Origin of the sequence: Streptomyces sp. NPDC048506 (genome assembly GCF_040651315.1) — a bacterium.
Taxonomy (GTDB): Bacteria; Actinomycetota; Actinomycetes; order Streptomycetales; family Streptomycetaceae; genus Streptomyces.
Window position 1 is genome coordinate 38061 of record NZ_JBEZIX010000058.1, and the last position, 23098, is coordinate 61158.

Sequence of the window (23098 nt, forward strand, 5' to 3'; positions counted from 1 at the left end):
TGGCTCCACGGTACGGAGTGAGTACTCACTCCGTCAATGGGTCGGCGCATCCGCCCCTCCCTGCATCCGCCCCTCCGCGCATCCGTCCCTGAGCGCATCCGTCCCGTGCTCCCTAGACTTTGTGCAGCAGAGCGCGTGCAGCGCGGACCAGGCCGGTGCCGACGGTCGCTGTACAGGGGCCGTCGCTCTTACGGAAGGACGGCGCGCCATGGACTGGAAGCTCGAACTGGTGCCGATTCCGGTGTCCGACGTGGAGCGGGCGAAGCGCTTCTACAGCGAGCAGGTGGGCTTCGTCGTCGATCACGACATGTGCATCGGCGACGCGGCGCGCATCGTCCAGCTGACGCCGCCCGGGTCGGACTGCTCGATCGTCATCGGGGCGGGCGCCGGCGTCACGGACGTGCCGCCGGGATCCGTGCAGGGGTTGCAACTGGTGGTGTCCGATATCGCGGCTGCGCGAGCCCAGTTGATCGAACGGGGCGTCCCGGCCGGCCCCGTACAGCACCTGGAGGACGGGGGGATGGCGGACGGCCCCGGCGGGGCGTGGAACTCGTTCGTCTACTTCAGCGACCCGGACGGGAACGGCTGGGCGTTGCAGGAGCGGCCTGTTGAAGACTGAGCTCCGGCTGAGGGCTGAGCTCCGATGGAGGGCTGAGTCCCGGACGAGCTTCCGGACGAGCTTTTGGACGAGCTTTCGGACGAGACTCCGGGCGGGGCGGAGCGCTCTACGATCGCGGGATGGTGACGGATCAGGAAACCTTTCTGCGGTCCTTCCACGCCGCGCATCCCGCAGTGACCGTAGGGGCGATGGCCCATGGCCGGGCCGAGGACGGCCGGTCCAGTTACGAGATCCTCCGGGACCGGGTGGCGGGGGCCGTGCGAGTGCTGGACCTGGGGTGCGGTGACGGGCTGCTGCTGGAACTCCTCGGCGCGGAGGGGAACGCGAGTGGCGCGGGTGGCTCGGACGCCCGCGTTCCGGGCTCGGGGCGGATGCTCGCAGGGCTCGATCTGTCGCCGGAGGAGCTGGCGTTGGCCCGCCGACGGCCTGGGGGTGAGCGGGTCGACCTACGGGTCGGCCGCGCCCAGCAACTGCCCTTCCAGGACGCCCAGTTCGACGGCTGTGTCTCCCATATGGCGCTGATGCTGATGGGTGAGGCGGAGCGGGTCGCGGCCGAGGTGGCGCGGGTGCTGGAGCCCGGCGGCACGCTGGCCGCCGTTCTCGGGGGCGGCGCGGCCGGCGGGGAGGCGTACGAGACGTTCCAGCGGGTGGCGCGACCGCTGTTCGAGGCGGCGCCGGCGGAACAGCGGATTCCTGTGCTGGGGGACCGGCGGTTGCGGACTCGTGAGGGGTTTGACGCGGTGTTCGGTCCGGCCGGTTTCGAGCCCGTGGAGTGGGAGACCGTACGGATCGACCTGACCGGCCCGCAGGAGCGGATCTGGGCGACCGTCGGCGGTCTCTACGACCTCGGTCCGCTCGACCCCGCGATCGTCGCGGAGCTACGTGCCCGCTTCGAGGCGGAGTCGGCGGCGTCGGTACTGCCGGACGGTCGGATTCCGTGTGCGATGAACGTGCACATCGCCTCGACGGTTCGCAGGTAGCACGTCGTGAGGAGCTGGCCGGCCGTGAGGGGACAGGGGGTCGTCAGGGGGTGGCGGGCCGGAGGGAGGTGGTGACGGGAGTTCCTTCCTGGGGCGTGGGGGCGCCTTCCTGGTCCGGGTGGCGCTGGGGATAGGTGGCCTCCAGGTGTGCCATATGGGCCCGACCCCAGGCGCCGAGGGGGGCCAGTGCCTCGTTGAGCGAGGTGCCGGCGGCGGTGAGGGAGTACTCGACCTTCGGGGGCACCTGGGGGAAGCTCTCGCGGTGCACGATGCCGTCGGCCTCCAGCTCGCGCAGCTGCTGGGCCAGCACCTTTTCGGTGATCTTCGGCAGTTCCCGCCGCAGTTCGCCGAACCGGTGGGGGCGTTGAGCCAGTGCCCACAGCAGCAGGACCTTCCACTTCCCGTCGATGACGTCCACGGCGGCGTCCAGTCCGCATTCGTACGGACCCTTGCGTGCGCCCATGGTGCAGCCCCCCTCTGGCCTCCGGCGTCGTCTGGCCTCTGACGTCATCTGGCCGCTGATGTCGTCCTTCCTCGGACCAGTATCCGGCCCGGGGCGTCACAGGCCCTGGGCGGCCAGCCACTCCGGGTCGGGGTCGATGGTCTGAAGTACCTCGATGAGGGTGCCCTCGGGTGCCCAGACGTTGAAACGGCGCTGCCCCCAGGGCTCGTCGCGTACCGGTATGGCGATCGGCACGCCCTTGGCGCGCAGGGCGGCCGCCTCGGCCTCGGCGTCCTCCACGAGGAAGCCGAGGAGCGCCCCGCCGGTCTGCTGGTTGCGGAAGTCCTCGGGCATGGCTTCGTGGCCGCGCAGGGTGAAGTCCAGGTGGAAGTCGGGGTGTTGGGGGTGCTGAAGGCTGGCGTACCAGTCCAGTTCGACGAGTGCCTTGAAGTCGAAGTGGTCGACGTAGAAACGGGTGCTGGCGGCGACGTCGTCGGTGAGCAGGGCGGTGCCGAGCTTGGCGAAGCGCATGGTGGTCCTCTCCGTTCGCGGCCGGCCGGTCCGGCCGCGGCAACAACTCCAGTTGTAGTACTCTGGGCGTAGTGGTTGCAAGTCCTTTATGGAAACGTTCTTTGTGGAAGAGCGTGAAGAGCCCGAAGAGGAGGGCCGTGGCATGGTGCGTAACCCCGAACGGCGTGCGGCGCTGGTGGATGCCGCGATCGAGGTGCTGGCGCGGGACGGCTCCCGCGGATTGACCTTCCGGGCCGTCGATGTGGCCGCGGGCGTGCCCAACGGCACCGCGTCCAACTACTTCGCCAACCGGGACGACCTGTTGGCCCAGGTCACCGCGCAGATCCACGAGCGGATCGCGCCCGACCCGGACGAGGTCGCCGAGGTGATGGCGGCGCCACGCGACCGGGCGCTGGTCGTCGAGCTGATGCACTGGATCAACCGCCGGGTCGCCGAGAACCGCACCGGCTATCTCGCGATGTTGGAGCTGCGCCTGGAGGCGACCCGACGGCCCGAGCTGCGGGCCGCGTTGACCCGCACCTTCCGGGCGGCGCTCGACGACAACATCCGCTTCCATGTGGACGGCGGGTTGCCGGGCGACCGCACGGCCGTGCTGCTGATGTATCTCGCGATGACCGGGCTGATGCTGGAGCAGCTCACCGTGCCCGGGGTGGTGCCGGACGAGGAGACCGGCGACGTGATCGCGGCACTCGTCGACCGCGCGATCGGCCCGGAGGGGGACGCGGGGTAGGCGGCGGCGCGGCGTGGGTCACGGTCGACCGGCCTGGTACTGCAACGGTGTTCGTGCTGATGGTTGGGCAGTTTTATGGGCTGTGTCCGCGTCGTGTCGGTCCAGGAGGTGGGCAGATGCAGCCGGCGGTCGATCGGCGTCCGTCGGCGCTCGGTGACATAGGCGAGGAAGACGCCGACGTGGCAGTTCTCCGTCCGTCCCGCCCATCTGGCGCCTCACTTGCCGAAGGACGTCGGACGCGGAGGGCGTTGGAAGAACCGCCGTCGGGTGATCAACGGGAACCTGTTCTGTCAGCGGACCGGCATCCCGTGGCGGGATCTGGCGACGCGGTTCGGAACACCTGCACGACCAGGCCGGCACCCACGGCCCGGCACGGCTACGAGATGGTCTTCAGGGGCAGTCGCCGAGGAGCGTCGTTCCGTCGGGTTCGATCTCGGGGCCCCATCCCGTGAACCTTTGACGACTGACGCCGAGACAACTCCGGGGAGCTCTGGTGCCTGCACCAGAACCCCCCGGTTGGTTGACCGCGGTTCGCAGCCCGTTACCGCTCCGACCGTGGTCTCAGTAGAGGTGGATCACCAGCTGAAGTAGCCGTGGGATATCCACCCGGAGACGCCGTTGTCGACGTCGTAGACCTTGTCCCACTGGCCGTCACTGGAAGTGTCCCGGTGCGCCAGCCGTTCGCCGGTGTAGCACAGGCCGAGAACCGCGCCCGACGTGCTTGGGGTGGAGCGGATGCGCACACCGTCCCCGGTGCAGTGGCCGTAGACGTCGTCGGCGTAGGCCGGCGTGGACAGCGTCGCGCCACCGATGGCGGCGGCGAGCGCCAGGCCCGTCAGCGCGAAGGCGCGCTTGCGGGTGTTCTTCCCCCGTACTGCAAAGGTCACAACTACTCCTGTGTGAGTAGAGAAGCTGACCAAGACGATCTTGATCGGACAAAAGATATCATGTTCATGATCGTCTTCGGTCGTCGCTGCCCGCACCGCCGCTACGAACGCAAAGGAGGATCCTGTTCGACGGCGGCCACGTCTTGTCCAGCAAGGTGTCCCATTGCCTGGCCGCCTGTCACGGCAGGGGCCGTTGCAGTACTAGCCCCCGTAGGGGCGGGTGGCTCGGGCCTCGCGCAGAGCCACGGCCCACCAGCTCAGCTGCTTGAGCAGGGCGTCCGCGGCCTTGGCGGCGGGGGCCGGGTCGTGCAGTCGGCCCGCGTCGTCGAAGAGCGCGCCGGCGAGCGCGAAGGAGACCGTTTCGCGGACCGTCGTGGCGTGCAACTCGGCGAACACCAGCCGCAGTTGCTCGACGGCGCGGAGGCCGCCGGAGATCCCGCCGTACGAGACGAAGCCGACCGGCTTGGCCTGCCACTGGGAGTGCAGCAGGTCGACGGCGTGCTTGAGCGGGGCCGGGAAGGAGTGGTTGTACTCCGGGGTGATCACGACGAAGGCGTCCGCCTCGTCGATGCGTTTGGCGTAGGACTCGTACTCCTCGGTGCCGTGGCGGAGTGCGTACGGGCGGACCACGTCCAGGTCGACGACGTCGAGGGCGATCTGGGGATGGCGTTCGGCGTGCCGGGTGAACCAGTTCGCGATGACGGGCGCGAACCGGCCCTCCCGGGTGCTGGCGATGATCACTGCGAGGCGGTAGGGGTGCTGGGACATGCGCGGGCCCTTCATGGGTGACGGAGTGACCGGTGACGGCGGTGCCGTCGTCGGGACCCGACGCTAGGACCTCAAGAAAGGTTGAGGTCAAGCGAGGTGGGGGGCAGCGCCAGCCGCAGGCCGCCGGCCGCCAGCCGCCGGCCTGCGATGCCGAGCCACCGCGCCCACCTCGCCACGAGCGCCACGGTGTCACCTCGCCACGCACGCCACCTCGCCACGCGTCACGCCGTCACGCCGTCACGCGCGTCGCCGCGTCACCCCGCGTCGAACAGCTCCAGCAGCTCCGTCTTCTGGAACATCCGGGCCGTGTCGATCGCCGAGGGCGTGCCCGCGGCGGGGTTCGCGCCGTGGGCCATCAACACCTTGACGACCTCGTCCTCACCCTTGAACACCGCACCGGCCAGCGGCGTCTGGCCGCGGTCGTTGGGCCGGTCGGCGTCGGCGCCGCGCTTCAACAGCGCCTCCACGGTGGCCGCGTGGCCGTGGTAGGCGGCCAGCATCACCAGCGAGTCGCCCTTGTCGTTCGTCAGGTTGGCGGGAACGCCCGCGTCCACGTACGCGGCGACGGTGTCGGTGTCACCATGCCGCGCCAGGTCGAAGACCTTCGCCGCGAGTTGCAGTACCTCGGGGTCATGCGCGTGCTCGATCGCCTCGGGCCCCTGCGGCTCGGGATTCGCGTCGCTCATGGTCGCCGGCCTCCTGCTGTGGTGGGTGGTGTGTGTGCACTGTCATCGCCACTTTATGCAGGCCATGGCCGTTGCGGCAGCGGTCGCGGGCCGAAGGTGGCGGCCGTGGCGGGGCCGGTTACGGGGAGCCCGCGAAGGCCGGCCGCGGGGAGCCCGCGGGGCCGGCCGCGGCGGCCGGCGCGGGAGCCGCGGCACGACCCGGCCGCCGCACCGGCGCGGTCGTCAGAACGCCGCCCGGATCTCCCCGACGCGTACGCCGCCGCCCAGCAGCGGAACGTCCCCCAGGCGGTCCAGGACGGGGGAGTCGATGCCCATCTCGCGCAGCACGCGGGCGAGGATCGGGCCGAGGGTGCGGGTGGCCCCGTCGTCGATCTTGAAGGCTATGGCGCGGCCGTCGGGCAGGGCCACCGCCTGGACGGCCTCGGCGCCCATCTTCGACAGCGTCCCGGGCAGCGCCTGCATCAGCCAGGTGTCGGGGCGGCGGGTGCCGGCGACGTACTCCGGGTGGGCGCGCATCGCGTCCGCCACCCGCCGCTCCGGGGTGCCCGGCTCCGCCAGGACGAAGTGCCGGAAGGCGCGGGCCAGGCCGGTCAGCGAGAGCGAGAGCAGCGGCGCGCCGCAGCCGTCGGTGCCGACATGGGCGACGTCCTCGCCGCTCGCGCTGCGTACGCCCTCGGCCACCAGCTGCTGCAACGGATGGTCCTGGTCGAGGTACGAGTCCAGCGGCCAGCCGTTGAGCGCGGAGGCGGCCAGCATCGCGGTGTGCTTGCCCGAGCAGTTCATGGCGAGCCGGTCACGGACCCCGCCCGAGGCGAGGTAGGCCTCCGCCTCCGACGGGTCCAGCGGCAGGTCCGGCGGCGTCTGGAGGTGCTCGGGGGTCAGCCCGTGCTCGGCGAGCATGGTCTTCACCAGGTCGAGGTGGAAGGCCTCGCCGGAGTGGCTCGCGGCAGCCAGCGCCAGCCGCTCACCGGACAGCTCCAGCCCCGCCCGCAGCACCGCGGCGGCCTGCATCGGCTTGTTCGAGGAGCGGGGGAACACCGGGGCGTTCACATCGCCCAGCGCCGATTCCACGCTGCCGTCGGCCGCCAGTACCACCAGCGAGCCGCGGTGCCGGCCCTCCACGAAGCCGGAGCGCACGACCTCGGCGAGGACGGGGGAGACCACGGCGGGTACGGCCCCTGCGGACGCCGGGGTCGACTCGGGCATCGGGACGGGCGGGGACGAGGTCATCGGCGGCCTTCCGGGTGTGGGGAGCGGCCCCTGCCCCGGTGGCTTGTGGCCGGCTCAGGACAGCAGGTCGTCTACTTGTGCTTCACCTTCACGGTACCTGCGGGCGATTTCCGCACTGCAATCGTCGGTGGTGCGCTGAAGCGACTGGCGGCGCTGTGACACCTGCCGTTCGTGGCGGATCAGCCGCCCCATCGCGTCGTGCAGCTCCTGGTCCGTACGCGCGGTGAGGTCGGACAGCTCCACCTCACCCAGCATTTCCTCGGCGAGCCTGCGGTACTCCTCACTGTGCGGTGTGCCGAGCGTCACATGCCGTGCCGAGGAGCGGTGCCGCGACGGCAGATCCGTGAGGATCTCCGGCAGCCGGTCGAGCAGCGGCGAGTGCTGGGCGCTCCGGCGCGCGATCTCGGCCCGCAGAATGTCGATCCGGCCCTGCAACAACCGCCGTAGATAGCTCAGATCGGCCTCCTCCTGCTGCGCATCGCGCCGCAGTACCCGTAGGTCGGGCAGCCCCAGGCCGGCGAGATCGGGGGTGGTGGCCGGGCGGCAGCGGTCGCGCTGCTGCGGGGGGCGGGGGTGGTGCGCCTGGCCTGCCTGGAGCATGGGGTCGTCCTTGGTGCCGGTCGGCTCGTCGCGGGCCGATGCCGTGGTGGTGGGCGGGGAGGTGGTGGCGGTACTCGTCGTGGACGCGGACGGCGGCGCCGGTGGGGCGGACGGGGTACGTCCGGCGTCCGGCGCGGGGCAGGCCGGGGCCGTTCGTCTGTCCGGCGCCGTCCGCGCGTCCGGTGCCGTACGGGCGTCTGGCGTCGTACGGGCGTCCGGTGTCGTACGGGCGTCTGGCGTCGTACGGGCGGTTGGTACGGGACCGGGTGTCTGTCCGGCGCCGACAGTGCTCATGGATCGTTCCGTCCCCTCGTCCGGTGCCGCGTCCAGGGCATGTTGTCCCTGAAACACACCGCGTGCACGCATCGTGCCACTCTGGGCGCTCCTTCCGCAGGGCCATGGCACCCGAACGGCCCCCGTGGGGGTACGGCGGTCCGAAGCCGCCCGGTCGCCCGGCATGATGGCGGGTATGCGAGCTGTGGTGCAGAGGGTCGACGGCGCACGCGTCGAGGTGGCGGGCGAAACGGTCGGGGAGATCGTCGGGGAGGGCCTGTGCGTGCTGGTGGGGGTCACACACGACGACACCCCGCAGAAGGCGGCACAGCTCGCCCGCAAGCTGTGGTCGGTGCGGATGTTGCAGGGCGAGAAGTCCTGCTCGGACACCGGGGCGCCGCTGCTGGTGATCAGCCAGTTCACTCTCTACGGTGATGCCCGCAAGGGCCGCCGTCCCACCTGGAACGCGGCGGCCCCCGGGCCGGTCGCCGAGCCGCTGGTCGACGAGGTCGTCGCACAGCTGCGGGCGCTGGGCGCCCCAGTGGAGACCGGCCGCTTCGGCGCGCAGATGCAGGTGTCGCTGACGAACGACGGGCCGTTCACGGTGCTCGTCGAGGTCTGACCCCGCCCCGGGGCCACGCCCCCTGAGCCACGCCCAACGGCCCCCGCCCCCTGCGGCTCGACGCCCCCTACGGCTCGACGACAACCTCCTGTGCCGCCGCCGTGCCGCCCGCCAGCAGGGCGGCGTCCACCGGTACGTTCCGCTTGACCAGCGCCAGTGCGATCGGGCCGAGTTCGTGGTGGCGGGCCGAGGTGGTGACGAAGCCGAGCTGGCGGCCCTCCTCGCCGTCCGCGGCCAGCCGCACCGGGGCGCCGTGCGGCGGCAGGTGCACCTCGCTGCCGTCCAGGTGCAGGAAGACCAGCCGGCGCGGCGGCTTGCCCAGGTTGTGGACCCGGGCGACGGTCTCCTGGCCGCGGTAGCAGCCCTTCTGGAGGTGTACCGCGGTGCCGATCCAGCCCAGCTCGTGCGGGATGGTGCGGTGGTCGGTCTCCAGGCCCAGGCGGGGGCGGTGCGCCTCGACCCGCAGCGCCTCCGACGCCAGCACGCCGATCGCCGGTCCCGCGGCCGCGGCGAACGACTCCAGGTCGGCGCGCGGCAGGAACAGGTCGCGGCCGTGCGCGGTCTCGCGGGCGACGACGTCCGCGGGCGTCTCGGTGATCGAGCCGGCCGGCAGGTGGACCACGGCGATCTCGTCGGTGCGGTCGGCGACCTCGACCCGGTAGAAGAACTTCATGCTTTCCAGGTAGGCGATCACCGCCTCCTGGTTGCCCGGCTCGGTGTGCATCCAGGTCGTCTCGCCGTCGTCGACGAGGTAGAGGGCGTGCTCGATGTGCCCGTGCGCGGACAGGATCAGCGCCTCGGTGGCCTGGCCGGGCGGGAGTTCGCTGACGTGCTGGGTGAGCAGCAGGTGCAGCCAGCTCAGCCGCTCGGGCCCGGAGACGGTGACCACGCCGCGGTGCGAGAGGTCCACGAAGCCGGAGCCGTCGGCGAGGGCGCGCTGCTCTCGGAAGAGGTCGCCGTAGTGCGCGGCGACGCCTTCGTCGGGGGCCTCGGCGGGGACGGCGCCGGGCAGCGACAGCAGGGGGCTGGCGGGTGAATGTCGCAGCATGGGGCCAGCCTACGACTCGAACGCGGATGCCTCAGCCGTCGGCCTGGGCGGCCTTGGTACGGCACGCCGCACAACGCCCGAAGATCGCGAAGTGCTTCATGTCCGTGTCGAAGTCGAACTGTTCGCGCAGCGTCGCGGTGAACGGCTCGGCCACCGACAGGTCCGCCTCGATGACGTCCGTGCAGTCCCGGCACACCAGGTGGATGTGGTGGTGGCGGTCGGCGAGGTGGTACGTCGGCGCCCCGTGCCCGAGGTGGGCGTGGCTGACCAGGCCGAGCTCTTCGAGGAGTTCCAGGGTGCGGTAGACCGTGGAGATGTTCACCCCGCCCGCGGTCTTGCGCACCTCGGTCAGGATGTCGTCCGGGGTGGCGTGCTCCAGCCTGTCCACAGCCTCCAGCACGAGCTGGCGCTGGGGGGTCAGGCGGTATCCGCGCCTGCGGAGGTCGCTCTGCCAGTCGGTGGTCACCACACAGCCAGTGTAGGAGGCGCGCGGCGGCCCGCGGAGGCGGCGCCGTCAGCCGGCCGGCCGTACGCCGCGCAGATAGCGGGCCAGATCGCTGATCGCGGCCGGGTTGCGGGGGCTTTCGACGAGGTCGGCGTAGTCCATGACGTAGATCCGGTGGTGCTTGATCGCCGGGACGTCGGCGAGCGGCCGGAAGGACATCAGGAAGGCCTTCTTCTGTGCGGCGGAGGTGTCGCCGTAGTCGTTGATGACGATGACGTCGGGGTTGCGGGCGACGACGGTCTCCCAGCCGACGCTCGTCCAGGAGTCCTTGAGGTCCTTCATCACGTTCTCACCGCCGGCCCTGGTGATGATGTCGTGCGGAGCGGCGTACCGGCCCGAGGTCAGCGGCTTGTCGCGGCCGTCGTCGTAGAGGAAGACCGTGGGGCGCCGCGAGGGCGCGGGGGCCTTGGCCGCGGCCTCGGCGATCTGGCGCCGGTACTTGGCGACCAGGGCGGCGGCCCGGTCCTCGACGTCGAAGAGCTTCCCCAGGTTCGTGAGGTCGGCGTAGAGCGCCTCCAGGGGCGGCATCACGCCGCGGGCGCTGCCGTCCCGGCCGTTGTGGCAGGACTCGGTCAGTACGTAGCTGCCGATGCCGAGCTTCTTGAGGGAGGCGGGGGTCAGTCCGTTGTCCTCGCCGAAGCCGTAGTTCCAGCCCGCGAAGACCAGGTCGGCCTGAGCGTCGAGGGCGATCTCCTTGGTGATCGCCTTCTTGGAGAGCCAGGGAACCTTGCCGTACGCGGCCTTCCAGGGCACGGAGTCGACGTCGCCCTTGTCGTCGGGCATGACGTAGCCCGCCATCCGGTCCGCAAGGCCCAGCGCGAACATGATCTCGGCGGTGTTGACGTCGTTGGTGACCACGCGGCGCGGCGCCTTGTCGTACACCGTCTTCACCCCGCAGTTCTCGATGATCACGGGGTAGTGGTCGGAGCGGTCGCGGGGGGCGTGCCCGGTCCCGGGACCGCCGGCGACCTCGGCGCCGCAGCCGGTCAGTGCGGCGGCGAGGACGAGACCGAGGGCGAGGGCGGTGGACGGGGTGGTGCGGCGGGGCATGACGGGTCCTCAGGGGGCGGTGGGGAGGCGGTCGAACAGCAGCTGGACGGCGCCCGATTCGGGGTGCCGGACGCGGTGGGCGCGGACGCCGAAGACCTCGGCCAGCAGCTCGGGGACGAGCACCTCGTGGGGCGGGCCCGAGGCGACGATCCGGCCGTCGGCGAGGACGTGGAGCTCGTCGCAGTGCACGGCGGCCAGATTGAGGTCATGGAGCGCGGTCAGCACCGTGAGGCCGCCTCCGGACTCGGTCCGGCCGCCTGCGGACTCCGTGCCGGTGGCGGTCCCCCCAGTGGTCCCCTCGGCGGTGGCCGGGGGAGCGCCCCCGTCCCGCACCAGCGCCAGCACCTCCAACTGCTGGGCGATGTCGAGGTGGTTGGTGGGCTCGTCGAGCACCAGCACCCGCGGCTCCTGGGCCAGCGCGCGGGCGATCAGGACGCGCTGCTTCTCGCCGCCGGACAGGCTGAGGAAGCCCCGCCCCGACAGGTGGCCGGCGCCGACCCGGGCCAGCGCCCGTTCGCACACCGCGGTGTCCGCGGCGCTCGCCCGGCCCGAACCGCGCTGATGCGGCAGCCGCCCCATCGCGACGATCTCGGCGACGGTGAAGTCGAACTCGGTACCGGCCTCCTGGGGCAGAGCGGCCAGCAGCCGGGCCCCCTCCCGGGCGCCGAGTGCGTGCAGGTCCGCACCGTCCAGCAGGACCGCCCCGGCGGCCGGCCGCAGCGCCCGGTAGACGCAGCGCAGCAGGGTGGACTTGCCGCTGCCGTTGGGGCCGACCAGGCCGACGAGGCGGCCGCTGCCGGCTCGTAGCGTGATGTCGTGGATCAGGCGGCGGCCGGCCACGTCCACGGACAGGTCCTCGATGTCGATCCGCATCAGGCGCCGCCTCCGAAGGTGTAGCCGCGCCGTCGCATCAGCAGGACGAAACAGGGCACGCCGATGACGGCGGTGATCACCCCTACCGGCAGTTCGACCGGCGCCAGCAGGACCCGCGAGAGCAGGTCCACCCACACCAGCAGCACCGCGCCGAGCAGCGGGGCGACGGCCAGCACCCGGCGGTGGTCGGCACCGACCAGCATCCGGGTCACATGCGGGACCATCAGCCCGACGAAGCCGATCGCACCGCTGACCGCGACCACCGCACCGGTGACCGCCGCGGCGACCACGAACAGCTCGTGCCGCAGCCGCCCGGCGTCCACCCCGAGGGCGGCGGCGGTCTCGTCGCCCATCGCCAGCGCGTTCAGCCGGCCGGCGGAGAGCCGCAGATGGGCCAGTGCGGCGGCCACCGCGACCGCGGCGATCGGCAGCGAGCCCCAGCCGGCCCCGCTCAGACTGCCGAGCAGCCACATCATCGCCGAGCGGGCCGCCTCGCCGCGGTCGGCGGTGAACACCATCAGGGTGGTGATCGCGGAGAAGCCGTAGTACATCGCGGTGCCGGTGAGCACCAGGCGCAGCGGGGTGAGCCCGTGGACGGTGCGGGCGGCCGCGTACACCAGGGCCATCGCGATCAGCGCGGAGACGAACGCCGAGACCGACAGCGCCCAGACGCCGAGGGCGCCGAGCGCCCCGAAGAGCAGGACGGCGTTGGCGCCGACGGCCGCGCCGGAGGAGATGCCCAGCACGAACGGATCGGCGAGCGCATTGCGGACCAGGGCCTGGACGGCGACCCCGATGGCGGAGAGCCCGGCGCCGACGACCGCGGCCAGCACGGCCCGCGGGAGGCGCAGCTCCCACACGATGGTGTACGCGGAGACCTCGTCCGGCGCGATGGTGCCGCCGGTCAGTCCGGCGCCGAGGTAGCGCAGCACCTGCGCCCAGCCGACCCCTGCGGCGCCGAGGCCGACGCCGCACAGCACGGAGCCGAGCAGGGCGGCGCCGAGCGCGGCCACAAGGGGGATGGTTCGGGCGGGGCCCGCCACGGGGCTTGCCAAGGGACGGACGCCTTCGGCTCGGGCCGCGGCGTCTGGGGAAGGAGCGGCGGCCCGGAGCGCCGGGCGGAGGTGCCCGGGCAACGGCGGCGTCCCCTCGCAGTCCACGGCGAGTTGTCAGGAGCGGGCGCCGCCGCGGGCGATCGGGCTTGCGGAAGGGGCTTCCGCTTACCGTTGCGGGTCAGCGCCGGACTCTCACCGGACTTCCCCCGCGGGGCGCGTCGTGCAGTGTGGGCCGGTCAGCCCTGGTACGGCGTGCCGTCCGGGTTGAAGAAGGCCACCCCGTCCGGCATGTCGTCGGGCAGGCTCTCGGCCCACTCCTTGAGGTCGGCGACCTTCTTCAGGTGCGCCGACATGTACGGGCGCAGCGGCACGTCCGGCGTGGACTTCTCGCCGACCCACATCAGGTCGCCCTTGACGTAGCCGTAGAGCCGCTTTCCGCCGCTGTACGCGCCGCCGGCGGCGGTGCGCGCCACGGCGTCGGTGACCAGGTCGATCTGCGGCTTCTGGTCGGCCAGCTCGCCGTACCAGATCTCCGCGATGCCCTGGTCGCGGACCATCACGATCTCGACCTTGCGGTCGGCGTCGATGCGCCAGTAGCCGGACTCGCTCTCCAGCGGGCGGACCTTCTTGCCGTCCTTGTCGAGCTCCCAGGTGTGCGAGACGTACTCAAGGAAGTCGCGGCCGTCGTGGGTGAAGGTGACCTCCTGGCCGAAGTTGCACTTCTCGGAGCCGGGGAAGTCGTGGACACCCGCGCCCTCCCAGTTGCCGAGGAGGAAGGCGAGCGGCACCAGTGCCGGGTTCAGGTCGGACGGGATCTCGATCATGAGAGCTCAGACGATCTCTAGTGGGGAGGGGTTGCTCGGGACGTTCAGCGCTGGCCCTGGTACAGCTTCTTCCAGGTCAGACCCGCGAACGCGATCACGCCGACGGCGACCAGAACCAACAGGGTGGTGAAGAATGCCTCAAGCACGAGCGCGCTCCTTGGACGGAGTGAGGGTGTAACGGACCGCCTGCGAGTCTAGTCGGCGGCGGTGACGGCGGCGCTGTGAGGTCCGCCGCGGCCCTGCGGGAGTGGTCCGACTCCGGCCCTGAAGGAGTAAGGGCGCACCTCCCTTCCCGCCCCTGCCGCCTACTCTTGCCTTATGGCGAAGAAGCTCGTGATCAAGGTGACGGCGGGGGCCGATGCGCCCGAGCGGTGCTCGCAGGCGTTCACGGTGGCGGCGGTGGCGGTGGCCAGCGGCGTCGAGGTGTCGCTGTGGCTGACCGGGGAGTCGGTGTGGTTCGCGCTGCCGGGGCGGGCGGCCGAGTTCGAGCTGCCGCACGCCGCGCCGCTGCCGGAGCTGATCGACGGGATCCGCGCGGGCGGCGGGGCGATCACGGTCTGCACCCAGTGCGCGGCCCGGCGTGGTGTCGAGGAGAAGGACCTGATCGAGGGGGCGGGCATCGCCGGCGCCCAGGTCTTCGTCAGCGAGATCATGGCGGAAGACGTCCAGGCGCTGGTGTACTGAGCCCGCCCGGAGGCGGGCCCGGCCGGGCCCGCCGCGGGGGCGGACTACCGGGGGCCGGAATGCCGCGGGCCCGGACTACCGCGGGTGCTTGGTGTCGCCCCGGTCGTCCAGCTCGCGCCACCAGCGGTCGGACTCGGGGTCGCCCGACTCGTCCCACCAGCGCTCACCGGGCTCCCGTCGGTTGCCGATGACCGCCGCGATCGGTGGGATGACCATGGCGACCACGCACATGGCCACCGCGGCCGGCACCGACCACAGCCGCACCACGCTCCAGGCGAGCACGAACAGCACCAGGCACCCGCCCATCAACGCGAAGTACTGGCGGTGACGGCGCTCTGCGGGCGACCGGCGGTGCGCGTACATACGTCCACGGTAAATCCGTAGCGGGCGGGACAGAAGCGGGCGCGAGGGCCCCGGTTCCGGCGCCGGGCAAGCAGAAGGGCCGCACCCCCGCGCAAGGCGTCCAAACCTCTGGGGTGCGGCCCTCCGGCCGTACGGAAGGTACGTTTCGAGCGCCGTCAGACGGCGATGGCGACCTCCACCAGGCCGCCCTTCTCGGCGACGACGGTGCGGTCCGCGGTGCCGCCCGGCACGAGGGCGCGCAGCGTCCAGGTGCCCTCGGCCGCGTAGAAGCGGAACTGTCCGGTCGCGGAGGTCGGGACCTCGGCGGTGAACTCGTTGGTGCTGTCCAGGAGTCGGACGTAACCGGTGACGGGCTGGCCGTCGCGGGTCACGCTGCCCTGGATCGTGGTCTCACCGGGCTTGATGGTCGAGGCGTCCGGGCCGCCTGCCTGTGCTCCACACATAGCGGTACTTCCTTGAGGGGTTCGGGGGAGAGGCCGTCTTGCTTACTTGTTGGCGCCGAGCTCGATCGGGACGCCGACCAGCGAGCCGTACTCGGTCCAGGAGCCGTCGTAGTTCTTGACGTTGGCCTGGTCGAGCAGCTCGTGCAGCACGAACCAGGTCAGCGCGGAGCGCTCACCGATCCGGCAGTAGGCGATGGTGTCCTTCGCCAGGTCGACGGACTCCTCCTGGTAGAGGGCCTTGAGCTCGTCGTCCGACTTGAAGGTGCCGTCGTCGTTGGCGTTCTTCGACCAGGGGATGTTGCGGGCGCTGGGCACGTGGCCGGGGCGCTGCGACTGCTCCTGCGGGAGGTGCGCGGGGGCGAGCAGCTTGCCGCTGAACTCGTCGGGGGAGCGGACGTCGACGAGGTTGAGGTTGCCGATCGCGGCGACGACGTCGTCACGGAAGGCGCGGATGGCGGTGTCCTGGGCCTTGGCCTGGTACTCGGTGGCCGGGCGGTTGGGGACCTCGGAGCCGTCGACCAGGTCGCGGGAGTCCAGCTCCCACTTCTTGCGGCCGCCGTCGAGCAGCTTGACGCTGTCGTGGCCGTAGAGCTTGAAGTACCAGTAGGCGTAGGAGGCGAACCAGTTGTTGTTGCCGCCGTAGAGGACGACGGTGTCGTCGTTGGCGATGCCCTTCGCCGAGAGCAGCTTCTCGAAGCCCGCCTGGTCGACGAAGTCGCGGCGCACCGGGTCCTGGAGGTCCTTCTTCCAGTCGATGCGGACCGCGTTCTTGATGTGGTTCTTGTCGTAGGCCGAGGTGTCCTCGTCGACCTCGACGATCACGACCTTCGGGTCCTCAAGGTGGGCCTCGACCCAGTCGGCGTCTACGAGGACGTCGCTGCGGCTCATGTTCTTCTCCTCCGGGGCAGTTGCGGGGGCGGTTGAGGGGGGTGTGCGGGTACGCCGGGTGCGCGCCGATCGGTTCCGGGCGCCCCTTACTTTCGTGGGGGTTCGGAGTGGCGCTGTACGGGACACGCGGGGTGTGGCCTGAGGGGCCGGCCGGGCCGGTGACGCACCCCCTGCTCCTTGAGGGCGCGGGGAGGGCGCAGGGGCCCGTCAGACAGGGCGACAGAGCATGGCGGCGACGCGGCACAGGTCGACTGCCCGCCGCTTCGTGAGTACCGCCAGTCCCCGTGGGCGGGGACGGCTCAATGCGCTCTGCATGGCCCCGATCGTAGGGACGCGGAGCGGGGCGTGTCACCGGCGTGTCAAATGGCGAGATGAGATTGTCCGCATTGCGGGATGCAAGGTCGCGCGCGGTGCGCACGGGCGGGGCGCCGGAGGGCGTACGCGGGTGGGGGGTCTGGCGTACGGACTGGGGTGTCTCAGTGTGTGGACTGCGTCGAGCCGGCGGGCCGGTGGGGCGGCCCGCCGGGTGCGCCCGGTCAGCCCGGGAGCTTGACGTTCTTGCCGGAGGCGGAGATCGAGATGCCGTCCGTGCGCGTCGACACCTCGTCCAGCTTCAGGTTGCCGGGCAGCTGGTCCAGCTTCCAGTCGTGGTCGGTCTGGGCGCGCACCTTCGACTCGCACCCCGGCAGGGCCCGGCACATCCCGGGGAGCCCGTCGGCGCGCAGCCGGACGGTGTTGCCGTTCACGATGCTGATCGAGCCCGTCACGTCCAGCGAGCTGAGGAGCGGGACGTTCGGTGAGATCTTGACCTGGCTGCGGCCGTTCTTCTGCCCGCCGTAAGTGATCTTGACCTCGCCGCCCGCCGCTTTGGTCAGGTCGGCGTAGCTGATCCGGGCCGTACCGGTCGCCGAGGCGGCGCTCTCGATGGACATGAAGTCGCTGGTCAGCCCGACGTCGTGGAACTGCGCGGACAGCTTGTCGATGCGCAGCGTGTGCCCCTCGGCCCTGGCCTCGATGCCGCCGAGGTCGGCGTCCACCTCCTCCAGGCTGCGACCGGCGACCTGGGTCAGGAAGGGAAAGCCCTTGATGGAGACGTTCGGGGTCCGGCCGAGCCCCTGGCTGGCGCGGATCTTGTCCGCGGCCTTGTCCTCGACGAGATTGACCGCCACCCGGTCGGCCGCCACGAACAGCCCGCCGAATATCACGATGACGATCAGCAGCACCCGCAGTGCTCGCATCGAACCACACCCCCCACACCTGGGCCGGAATCCCGGCCGACTCGTCCGCGCAGGCCCCCTGCCTGCGATCCGGACCGACCCTAGACGACCCGGTCGCCGGAACGGGAGCGGCGGCCGCCGCGGGGCGCGAGGAGCGCGCTGCGACGGCCGCCGGATCCGGGAGGGCGGTGTGGTGGCGGGCTAGCCCAGCGCCCGCCCCAGGACGTACACCGCGGGCGCGGCCAGGGCCAGCGGCAGGGCGACACCGGCCGTCATGTGGACGAACCGCGACGGGTAGTCGTAGCTGGCCACCCGGAGGCCGACCAGCGCACAGCCGCCGGCCGCCAGGCCGAGCAGCGCGCCGGACGTCCCCAGGCCGGTCAACTGGCCGGCCCCGATGCCCGCGCCCGCGGCGGCCAGCAGCGCGACGGCCAGCGAGACGAACGAGGGCAGCGGCAGCGCCCGGGCGAGCGTGGCCGCCGCGACCGCGGCGGCGCCGACCACCACCGCGTGCTGATTGGCCGCGAGCTGCCCTGCGGCCAGCACCGTCAACGCGGTCGAGGTCAGGCCGGCGGTCAGCGCGTACATCCGCTCGTCGGCGCTGCTGCGGTTGCGCAGCTGGAGGATCAGCACGAGCAGGCACCACACCCCGAGCGTGCCGATGCACACCAGCGGCGCGCTCGTCCGGTCGGTGGCCAGCAGCGCGGCATCGGTGGTCAGACCGGCCAGGAAGGCCAGCGCGATGCCCTGGCGGGCCGGCCACATGCCGTTCAGCCGGAACCAGCCGGCCGCCGTGACCGCCTGCAACAGCGCCACCGGCACCGCGAGCACCGGGCGGGCCAGCGGCGCGGTCAGCGCGAGCAGCAGGGCGAGCCCGGCGGTCAGCGCAGCCGGCTGGATACCGGGCGGAATGATCGGCGAGCGGCCCTCAAGGCGGGCGCGCTGGTTGGGGGCCATGGTGAGCGGCTGGGCGGCGGCCGGTGCCGCGGCGGCCGCGGTGTCCGTGGTGGCCGTCGCCGCCGGCTGGGCCTGCGGCGGGTGCTGGTGGCCGTACGGCTCCTCGGTCGGCGGCGCGCTCTGGTGCTGGGCGGGCTGGTGCTGGGCGGGCTGGGGCGGCAGCGGGTCGTGGTGCGGGTGCTGCGGCGCCGCCGGCTGGGTCTGCGTCGGGTGCGGGTAGCCGTCGTACCCGTACGGGTCGCGCCCGTACGGGTCGCGCCCGTACGGGTTCTGTTGCGGCTGCGGGTAGGGGTCGTACGCCTGCTGCGCGTACGGGTCGCCGTACGCCGCCTGGGGGTCGTACGGCGGATGTCCCGACTGCTGCGCCTGGTGCGGCTGCTGGACGTACGGGTCCGGCTGCGGGTACGGATGCTGCGGCTGGTAGGGCTCCGGCGCCTCGTACGGGCGGCCCTGCGGCTGGTTGTCGCTCATGGTCTGCTGCTCATCCTCCCGCGAACGGCGGCAGGACCTCGACGGTGCCGCCCTCGGCCAGCGGCACCGCCGCGTGGTCGCGGGTGCCGACCGGATCGCCGTCCACCAGGAATGAGCAGCGCAGCAGGACGCGGGCGAACTCGGGGTTCGCGGCGTGCGCCGCGCGTGCCGCGTCGAGCGCCTCGGCGAGCGTCGCCGCCGCGTACGGCTCCTCTGCCGTGCCGGCGGCGGCCTTGGCCGCGGCCCAGTAGCGCACGGTGCCAGTTGTTGTCACGGCGGCCTCTTCGTCGTGTGGGTTCGTCGGGTCGGTTCGTCAGGTCGGCCGCGGGAGCTGACCGTGAGCGCGGCAGCCCCGTCGTTGCCGCCTCCATGATGGCCTACCCGGCGGCCGGCCCGGTTGCGGGCGAGTGCCGGGAACGGCCGCCGGTTCCGCCCTGGGCGTACTTCGGAAATTCGATTGCCGAAGGCAAGCGTTCAATTAGGCTCATTGTGTGTTGGTCCGACTCGCGCGGGCGCATTTGCGGCCCCATAGGCGCTCGATAACCCTGATCGTGTTCCTCCAGCTGATCCAGACCCTGGCAACTCTCTATCTGCCCACCCTCAACGCCGACATCATTGACAACGGTGTCGTGAAGGGCGACACGGGCTACATCCTCCGCCTCGGCGGATTCATGATCGCCGTCACGCTGCTACAGATCGTCTGCGCAATCGGAGCCGTCTATTTCGGCGCCCGTACGGCCATGGCGCTCGGCCGGGACGTCCGCGCCGCGGTCTTCGACCGGGTGCAGTCCTTCTCCGCCCGGGAAGTCGGCACGTTCGGCGCGCCGTCCCTGATCACCCGCACCACCAATGACGTCCAACAGGTCCAGATGCTGGTGCTGATGACGTTCACGATGATGGTGTCGGCGCCCATCATGTGCGTCGGCGGAATCATCATGGCGCTCAATCAGGACGTGCCGCTGTCGGCCCTGCTCCTGGTCATCGTCCCGGTCCTCGGAATTCTCGTCTCACTGATCGTGCGCCGTATGCGTCCGCTCTTCCGCGGGGTGCAGGAGCGCATCGACACCGTCAACCGCGTGCTGCGCGAGCAGATCGCCGGTATCCGGGTCATCCGCGCCTTCGTCCGCGACCGGCACGAGCGCGAGCGGTTCGCCGGCGCCAACACCGATCTGTACGACATCTCGGTGCGTGCCGGCCGGCTGATGTCGATGATGTTCCCGCTGGTCATGCTGATCGTGAACCTCTCCAGCGTGGCCGTGGTGTGGTTCGGCGGGCTGCGGATCGACAGCGAGGACATGCAGATCGGCGCGCTGACGGCGTTCCTCAGCTACCTGATGTACATCCTGATGTCGATCATGATGGCGACGTTCATGGTGATGATGCTGCCGCGCGCCGAGGTCTGCGCCGAGCGCATCCAGGAGGTCCTCGCGACGGACTCCAGCGTCACCCCGCCGCAGCATCCGGTCACCGAGCTGCGCCGACACGGCGAACTGGAGCTCCGCAACGTCGAGTTCCGCTTCCCCGGTGCCGAGCAGCCGGTCCTCAAGGACATCTCGCTGGTCGCCCGCCCCGGTGAGACCACCGCCGTCATCGGCTCCACCGGCAGCGGCAAGTCCACCCTCCTCGGGCTGGTCCCCCGCCTCTTCGACGCGACCGGCGGCGCGGTCCTGGTGGACGGCGAGGACGTCCGCACCCTCGACCAGGAGACGCTGGCCACCGCCATCGGCCTGGTCCCGCAGAAGCCCTACCTCTTCTCCGGCACGGTCGCCAGCAACCTCCGCTACGGCAACCCGGACGCCACCGACGACGAGCTGTGGCAGGCCCTGGAGACCGCCCAGGCGCGGGAGTTCGTCGCCCGGATGGACGGCGGCCTGGACGCCCCCATCGCCCAGGGCGGCTCCAACGTCTCCGGCGGCCAGCGCCAGCGGCTGGCGATCGCCCGGGCGCTGGTGCGACGCCCCGAGATCTACCTCTTCGACGACTCCTTCTCCGCCCTGGACTACGCGACGGACGCCGCGCTGCGCGCCGCGCTCGCCCGCGAGACCGACCGGGCCACCGTCGTGATCGTCGCCCAGCGGGTCTCCACCATCCGCGGCGCCGACCGGATCGTCGTCCTGGACGAGGGCCGGGTCGTCGGCACCGGCACCCACACCGAGCTGATGGCCGACAACGAGACCTACCGGGAGATCGTGCTCTCCCAGCTCACCGAGCAGGAGGCGGCGTGACACCCCCGGACAAGGCAGCGGCCACCGCGGAGGCCCCCGCGGCGGCCCCGAGACGAGGACCGGCCCCGGCGGTCGGTCCTGCGCGCTTCATGGGCGGCCAGCCCACCGAGAAGTCCCTCGACTTCAAGGGCTCCAGCAGACGCCTGCTCGCCCAGATGCGCCCCGAGCGCACGATCATGTCCGTCGCGCTGCTCCTCGGCGTCCTGAGCGTCGCCCTGACCGTCGTCGGCCCCAAGGTCCTCGGCCACGCCACCGACCTGATCATGTCCGGCATCATCGGCCGCCAGCTGCCCGACGGACTGACCAAGGCCCAGGCCGCCGCCCAGCTGCGCGCCCACGGCCAGGGTGGGTTGGCCGACCTGATCGCCACCATGCCGGTCGTCCCCGGCCACGGCATCGACTTCGACGCGGTGGGCGTGGTCCTCCTCTCGGTCGCGCTGATCTACGCCTGCGCCTCCCTCTTCGGCTTCGTCCAGGCCCGGATCGCCACCCGCGTCGTCCAGCGCGCGGTCTTCCGCCTGCGCGAACAGGTCGAGGAGAAGCTGGCCCGGCTGCCGCTCAGCTACTTCGACAAGCAGCAACGGGGCGAGGTCCTCTCCCGCGCCACCAACGACATCGACAACGTCCAGCAGACGCTGCAACAGACCCTCAGCCAGATCGTGAGCTCACTGCTGACCATCGTCGGCGTGCTCGGCATGATGTTCTGGATCTCCTGGCTGCTGGCCCTGGTCGCCCTGGTCACGGTCCCGGTCTCGATCGTCGTCGCCACCAAGATCGGCAAGCGGGCCCAGCCGCAGTTCGTCCAGCAGTGGAAGACCACCGGCAAGCTCAACGCCCACGTCGAGGAGATGTACACCGGCCACAGCCTGGTGAAGGTCTTCGGCCGCCAGAAGGAGTCCGCCGAGCTCTTCCGCGAGCAGAACGAGGCGCTCTACGCGGCCGGCTTCAAGGCCCAGTTCATCTCCGGCGTCATCCAGCCCGCGATGATGTTCATCGGCAACCTCAACTACGTCCTGGTGGCGGTGGTCGGCGGCCTCCGCGTCGCCTCCGGTGCCCTCTCCATCGGCGATGTGCAGGCCTTCGTCCAGTACAGCCGCCAGTTCAGCCAGCCGCTGACCCAGGTCGCCTCGATGGCCAACCTCGTCCAGTCCGGTGTCGCCTCCGCCGAGCGGGTCTTCGAACTCCTCGACGCGAACGAGCAGCACCCGGACCCCGAACGGCCGGCCCGCCCCGAACACGTCCGGGGCCACGTCTCCTTCGAGGACGTCTCCTTCTCCTACACCGACGACAAACCCCTCATCGAGAACCTCTCCCTCGCCGTGCACCCCGGCCAGACCGTCGCCATCGTCGGCCCGACCGGCGCCGGCAAGACCACCCTGGTCAACCTCCTGATGCGGTTCTACGAGGTCCGCGGCGGCCGGATCACCCTGGACGGCACCGACATCGCCGCCATGTCCCGCGAGGACCTGCGCGCCAACATCGGCATGGTCCTCCAGGACACCTGGCTCTTCGGCGGCACGATCGCGGAGAACATCGCCTACGGCGCCCCGTCCGGCACCTCCATGGACAAGATCGTCGCGGCCGCCAGGGCCACCCACGTCGACCGCTTCGTCCGCACCCTCCCCGACGGCTACGACACCGTCATCGACGAGGAGGGCGACAACGTCTCCGTGGGCGAGAAGCAACTCATCACCATCGCCCGCGCGTTCCTCGCCGAACCGGCCATCCTCGTCCTCGACGAGGCCACCAGCTCGGTCGACACCCGCACCGAGGTCCTCATCCAGCAGGCCATGGCCCAGCTCCGCACCGGCCGCACCAGCTTCGTCATCGCCCACCGCCTGTCCACCATCCGAGACGCGGACACCATCCTCGTCATGGAGAACGGCACGATCGTGGAACAGGGCTCCCACGAAGCACTACTGGCAGCGGGCGGGGCGTACGCACGTCTTTACGCCGCCCAATTCGCGGAGCCGGTGGTTTAGCCGCCCACGTTTTTGTCTGCGGCGCCGTGGCCTTGGCGGCCGGCGTTCTCCCCACGTTGTCGTCTTTCCCGCCGTGGGTGTTTCTCGCCGTGGCGCCTGCGGCGGGCGTGGGTTTGTCGGGTGCGGTGCCGCTCCTCCGGACTTC

Annotated in this window: 27 protein-coding genes, 1 pseudogene and 1 riboswitch; of the genes and pseudogenes, 8 read left to right on the forward strand and 20 right to left on the reverse strand. The window is 71.4% G+C overall.

From position 1 onward, the window contains the following. The first annotated feature begins 208 nt into the window (after window positions 1–208). Together AB0C96_RS35345 and AB0C96_RS35350 are read left to right on the forward strand one after the other, a co-directional pair. On the forward strand, window positions 209–619 hold the full coding sequence (locus AB0C96_RS35345; RefSeq protein ID WP_362923318.1) for a VOC family protein: 411 nt from the start codon (window positions 209–211) through the stop codon (window positions 617–619). A gap of 119 nt (window positions 620–738) precedes the next feature. After that, the gene (locus AB0C96_RS35350; protein WP_362923320.1) at window positions 739–1599 is read left to right on the forward strand and encodes a class I SAM-dependent methyltransferase; all 861 of its coding nucleotides are present in this window, start codon (window positions 739–741) and stop codon (window positions 1597–1599) included. A 43-nt stretch (window positions 1600–1642) separates the two neighbouring features. On the opposite strand, the gene AB0C96_RS35355 is transcribed toward AB0C96_RS35350, so the two are convergent. Continuing rightward, complete coding sequence (locus tag AB0C96_RS35355) at window positions 1643–2062, reverse strand: helix-turn-helix domain-containing protein (protein ID WP_362923322.1); 420 nt, start codon at window positions 2060–2062, stop codon at window positions 1643–1645. Window positions 2063–2158: 96 nt separating this feature from the next. Then, window positions 2159–2572 carry a VOC family protein gene (locus tag AB0C96_RS35360; protein ID WP_362923323.1) on the reverse strand — a complete coding sequence of 138 codons (414 nt, stop codon included), beginning with the start codon at window positions 2570–2572 and terminating at the stop codon, window positions 2159–2161. Between the two features lie 142 nt (window positions 2573–2714). On the opposite strand from AB0C96_RS35360, the gene AB0C96_RS35365 reads away from it, so the two are divergent. Next, complete coding sequence (locus AB0C96_RS35365; RefSeq protein WP_362923325.1) at window positions 2715–3302, forward strand: TetR family transcriptional regulator; 588 nt, start codon at window positions 2715–2717, stop codon at window positions 3300–3302. Window positions 3303–3509: 207 nt separating this feature from the next. Continuing rightward, window positions 3510–3638, forward strand: a pseudogene (locus tag AB0C96_RS35370) (transposase); the annotation flags it as partial. Window positions 3639–3877: 239 nt separating this feature from the next. Here AB0C96_RS35370 and AB0C96_RS35375 read toward each other — a convergent pair. The 5 genes from AB0C96_RS35375 to AB0C96_RS35395 all read right to left on the reverse strand — a co-directional run bounded on the left by AB0C96_RS35375 (window position 3878) and on the right by AB0C96_RS35395 (window position 7473). Beyond that, complete coding sequence (locus tag AB0C96_RS35375; protein WP_362923327.1) at window positions 3878–4189, reverse strand: SH3 domain-containing protein; 312 nt, start codon at window positions 4187–4189, stop codon at window positions 3878–3880. Window positions 4190–4390: 201 nt separating this feature from the next. Beyond that, entirely contained in the window at window positions 4391–4957 is a 567-nt protein-coding gene (locus AB0C96_RS35380; protein WP_362923328.1) for an NAD(P)H-dependent oxidoreductase, read from the reverse strand. 254 nt (window positions 4958–5211) lie between these two features. Then, the gene (locus AB0C96_RS35385; protein ID WP_362923329.1) at window positions 5212–5643 is read right to left on the reverse strand and encodes an ankyrin repeat domain-containing protein; all 432 of its coding nucleotides are present in this window, start codon (window positions 5641–5643) and stop codon (window positions 5212–5214) included. 222 nt (window positions 5644–5865) lie between these two features. After that, entirely contained in the window at window positions 5866–6849 is a 984-nt protein-coding gene (locus AB0C96_RS35390) for an asparaginase (protein ID WP_362923357.1), read from the reverse strand. A gap of 78 nt (window positions 6850–6927) precedes the next feature. Beyond that, window positions 6928–7473 carry an ABC transporter substrate-binding protein gene (locus AB0C96_RS35395; protein ID WP_362923359.1) on the reverse strand — a complete coding sequence of 182 codons (546 nt, stop codon included), beginning with the start codon at window positions 7471–7473 and terminating at the stop codon, window positions 6928–6930. Between the two features lie 469 nt (window positions 7474–7942). Between AB0C96_RS35395 and dtd the strand changes: the two genes are divergently transcribed. Next, on the forward strand, window positions 7943–8368 hold the full coding sequence (dtd, locus tag AB0C96_RS35400) for a D-aminoacyl-tRNA deacylase (RefSeq protein ID WP_362923331.1): 426 nt from the start codon (window positions 7943–7945) through the stop codon (window positions 8366–8368). 67 nt (window positions 8369–8435) lie between these two features. Here the strand turns inward: dtd and AB0C96_RS35405 are convergent, their stop codons facing one another. The 6 genes from AB0C96_RS35405 to AB0C96_RS35430 form a co-directional block, all read right to left on the reverse strand. Further along, a complete protein-coding gene (locus AB0C96_RS35405) occupies window positions 8436–9416 on the reverse strand; it encodes a folate-binding protein (RefSeq protein ID WP_362923332.1) in 981 nt (326 codons plus the stop codon). A gap of 31 nt (window positions 9417–9447) precedes the next feature. Next, window positions 9448–9885: a transcriptional repressor gene (locus AB0C96_RS35410; RefSeq protein WP_362923334.1), complete on the reverse strand. Its 438-nt coding sequence runs from the start codon at window positions 9883–9885 to the stop codon at window positions 9448–9450. 45 nt (window positions 9886–9930) lie between these two features. After that, window positions 9931–10971, reverse strand: coding sequence for an ABC transporter substrate-binding protein (locus AB0C96_RS35415; RefSeq protein ID WP_362923335.1), 1041 nt, complete (start codon window positions 10969–10971; stop codon window positions 9931–9933). A gap of 9 nt (window positions 10972–10980) precedes the next feature. After that, on the reverse strand, window positions 10981–11844 hold the full coding sequence (locus tag AB0C96_RS35420; protein ID WP_362923337.1) for an ABC transporter ATP-binding protein: 864 nt from the start codon (window positions 11842–11844) through the stop codon (window positions 10981–10983). Next, window positions 11844–12887: an iron ABC transporter permease gene (locus AB0C96_RS35425; protein WP_362923361.1), complete on the reverse strand. Its 1044-nt coding sequence runs from the start codon at window positions 12885–12887 to the stop codon at window positions 11844–11846. The genes AB0C96_RS35420 and AB0C96_RS35425 overlap by 1 nt, the downstream gene beginning before the upstream one ends. 146 nt (window positions 12888–13033) lie before the next feature. After that, a riboswitch (cobalamin riboswitch) is annotated at window positions 13034–13106 on the reverse strand. 29 nt (window positions 13107–13135) lie between these two features. Next, entirely contained in the window at window positions 13136–13723 is a 588-nt protein-coding gene (locus AB0C96_RS35430) for an FABP family protein (protein WP_362923338.1), read from the reverse strand. Window positions 13724–14041: 318 nt separating this feature from the next. Here AB0C96_RS35430 and AB0C96_RS35435 point away from each other — a divergent pair, with 318 nt between their 5' ends. Next, entirely contained in the window at window positions 14042–14407 is a 366-nt protein-coding gene (locus AB0C96_RS35435; protein WP_362923340.1) for a DsrE family protein, read from the forward strand. Window positions 14408–14482: 75 nt separating this feature from the next. On the opposite strand, the gene AB0C96_RS35440 is transcribed toward AB0C96_RS35435, so the two are convergent. The 7 genes from AB0C96_RS35440 to AB0C96_RS35470 all read right to left on the reverse strand — a co-directional run bounded on the left by AB0C96_RS35440 (window position 14483) and on the right by AB0C96_RS35470 (window position 19002). After that, window positions 14483–14770, reverse strand: coding sequence for a DUF3099 domain-containing protein (locus tag AB0C96_RS35440; RefSeq protein ID WP_362923342.1), 288 nt, complete (start codon window positions 14768–14770; stop codon window positions 14483–14485). 155 nt (window positions 14771–14925) lie between these two features. After that, the gene (locus AB0C96_RS35445; protein WP_362923343.1) at window positions 14926–15213 is read right to left on the reverse strand and encodes a DUF1416 domain-containing protein; all 288 of its coding nucleotides are present in this window, start codon (window positions 15211–15213) and stop codon (window positions 14926–14928) included. A gap of 42 nt (window positions 15214–15255) precedes the next feature. Beyond that, entirely contained in the window at window positions 15256–16101 is an 846-nt protein-coding gene (locus AB0C96_RS35450) for a sulfurtransferase (protein WP_362923345.1), read from the reverse strand. A gap of 207 nt (window positions 16102–16308) precedes the next feature. Continuing rightward, window positions 16309–16416: a putative leader peptide gene (locus tag AB0C96_RS35455; protein ID WP_362923347.1), complete on the reverse strand. Its 108-nt coding sequence runs from the start codon at window positions 16414–16416 to the stop codon at window positions 16309–16311. Window positions 16417–16637: 221 nt separating this feature from the next. Continuing rightward, on the reverse strand, window positions 16638–17339 hold the full coding sequence (locus AB0C96_RS35460) for a DUF2993 domain-containing protein (RefSeq protein WP_362923348.1): 702 nt from the start codon (window positions 17337–17339) through the stop codon (window positions 16638–16640). 180 nt (window positions 17340–17519) lie between these two features. After that, a complete protein-coding gene (locus AB0C96_RS35465) occupies window positions 17520–18746 on the reverse strand; it encodes a hypothetical protein (RefSeq protein WP_362923350.1) in 1227 nt (408 codons plus the stop codon). 10 nt (window positions 18747–18756) lie between these two features. Continuing rightward, window positions 18757–19002 carry a MoaD/ThiS family protein gene (locus AB0C96_RS35470; RefSeq protein WP_281066987.1) on the reverse strand — a complete coding sequence of 82 codons (246 nt, stop codon included), beginning with the start codon at window positions 19000–19002 and terminating at the stop codon, window positions 18757–18759. A gap of 235 nt (window positions 19003–19237) precedes the next feature. On the opposite strand from AB0C96_RS35470, the gene AB0C96_RS35475 reads away from it, so the two are divergent. Next, window positions 19238–20971, forward strand: a complete 1734-nt coding sequence (locus AB0C96_RS35475) for an ABC transporter ATP-binding protein (RefSeq protein WP_362923352.1) — start codon at window positions 19238–19240, stop codon at window positions 20969–20971. Between the two features lie 89 nt (window positions 20972–21060). Continuing rightward, window positions 21061–22953, forward strand: coding sequence for an ABC transporter ATP-binding protein (locus AB0C96_RS35480; RefSeq protein WP_362923363.1), 1893 nt, complete (start codon window positions 21061–21063; stop codon window positions 22951–22953). Window positions 22954–23098: the final 145 nt, after the last annotated feature.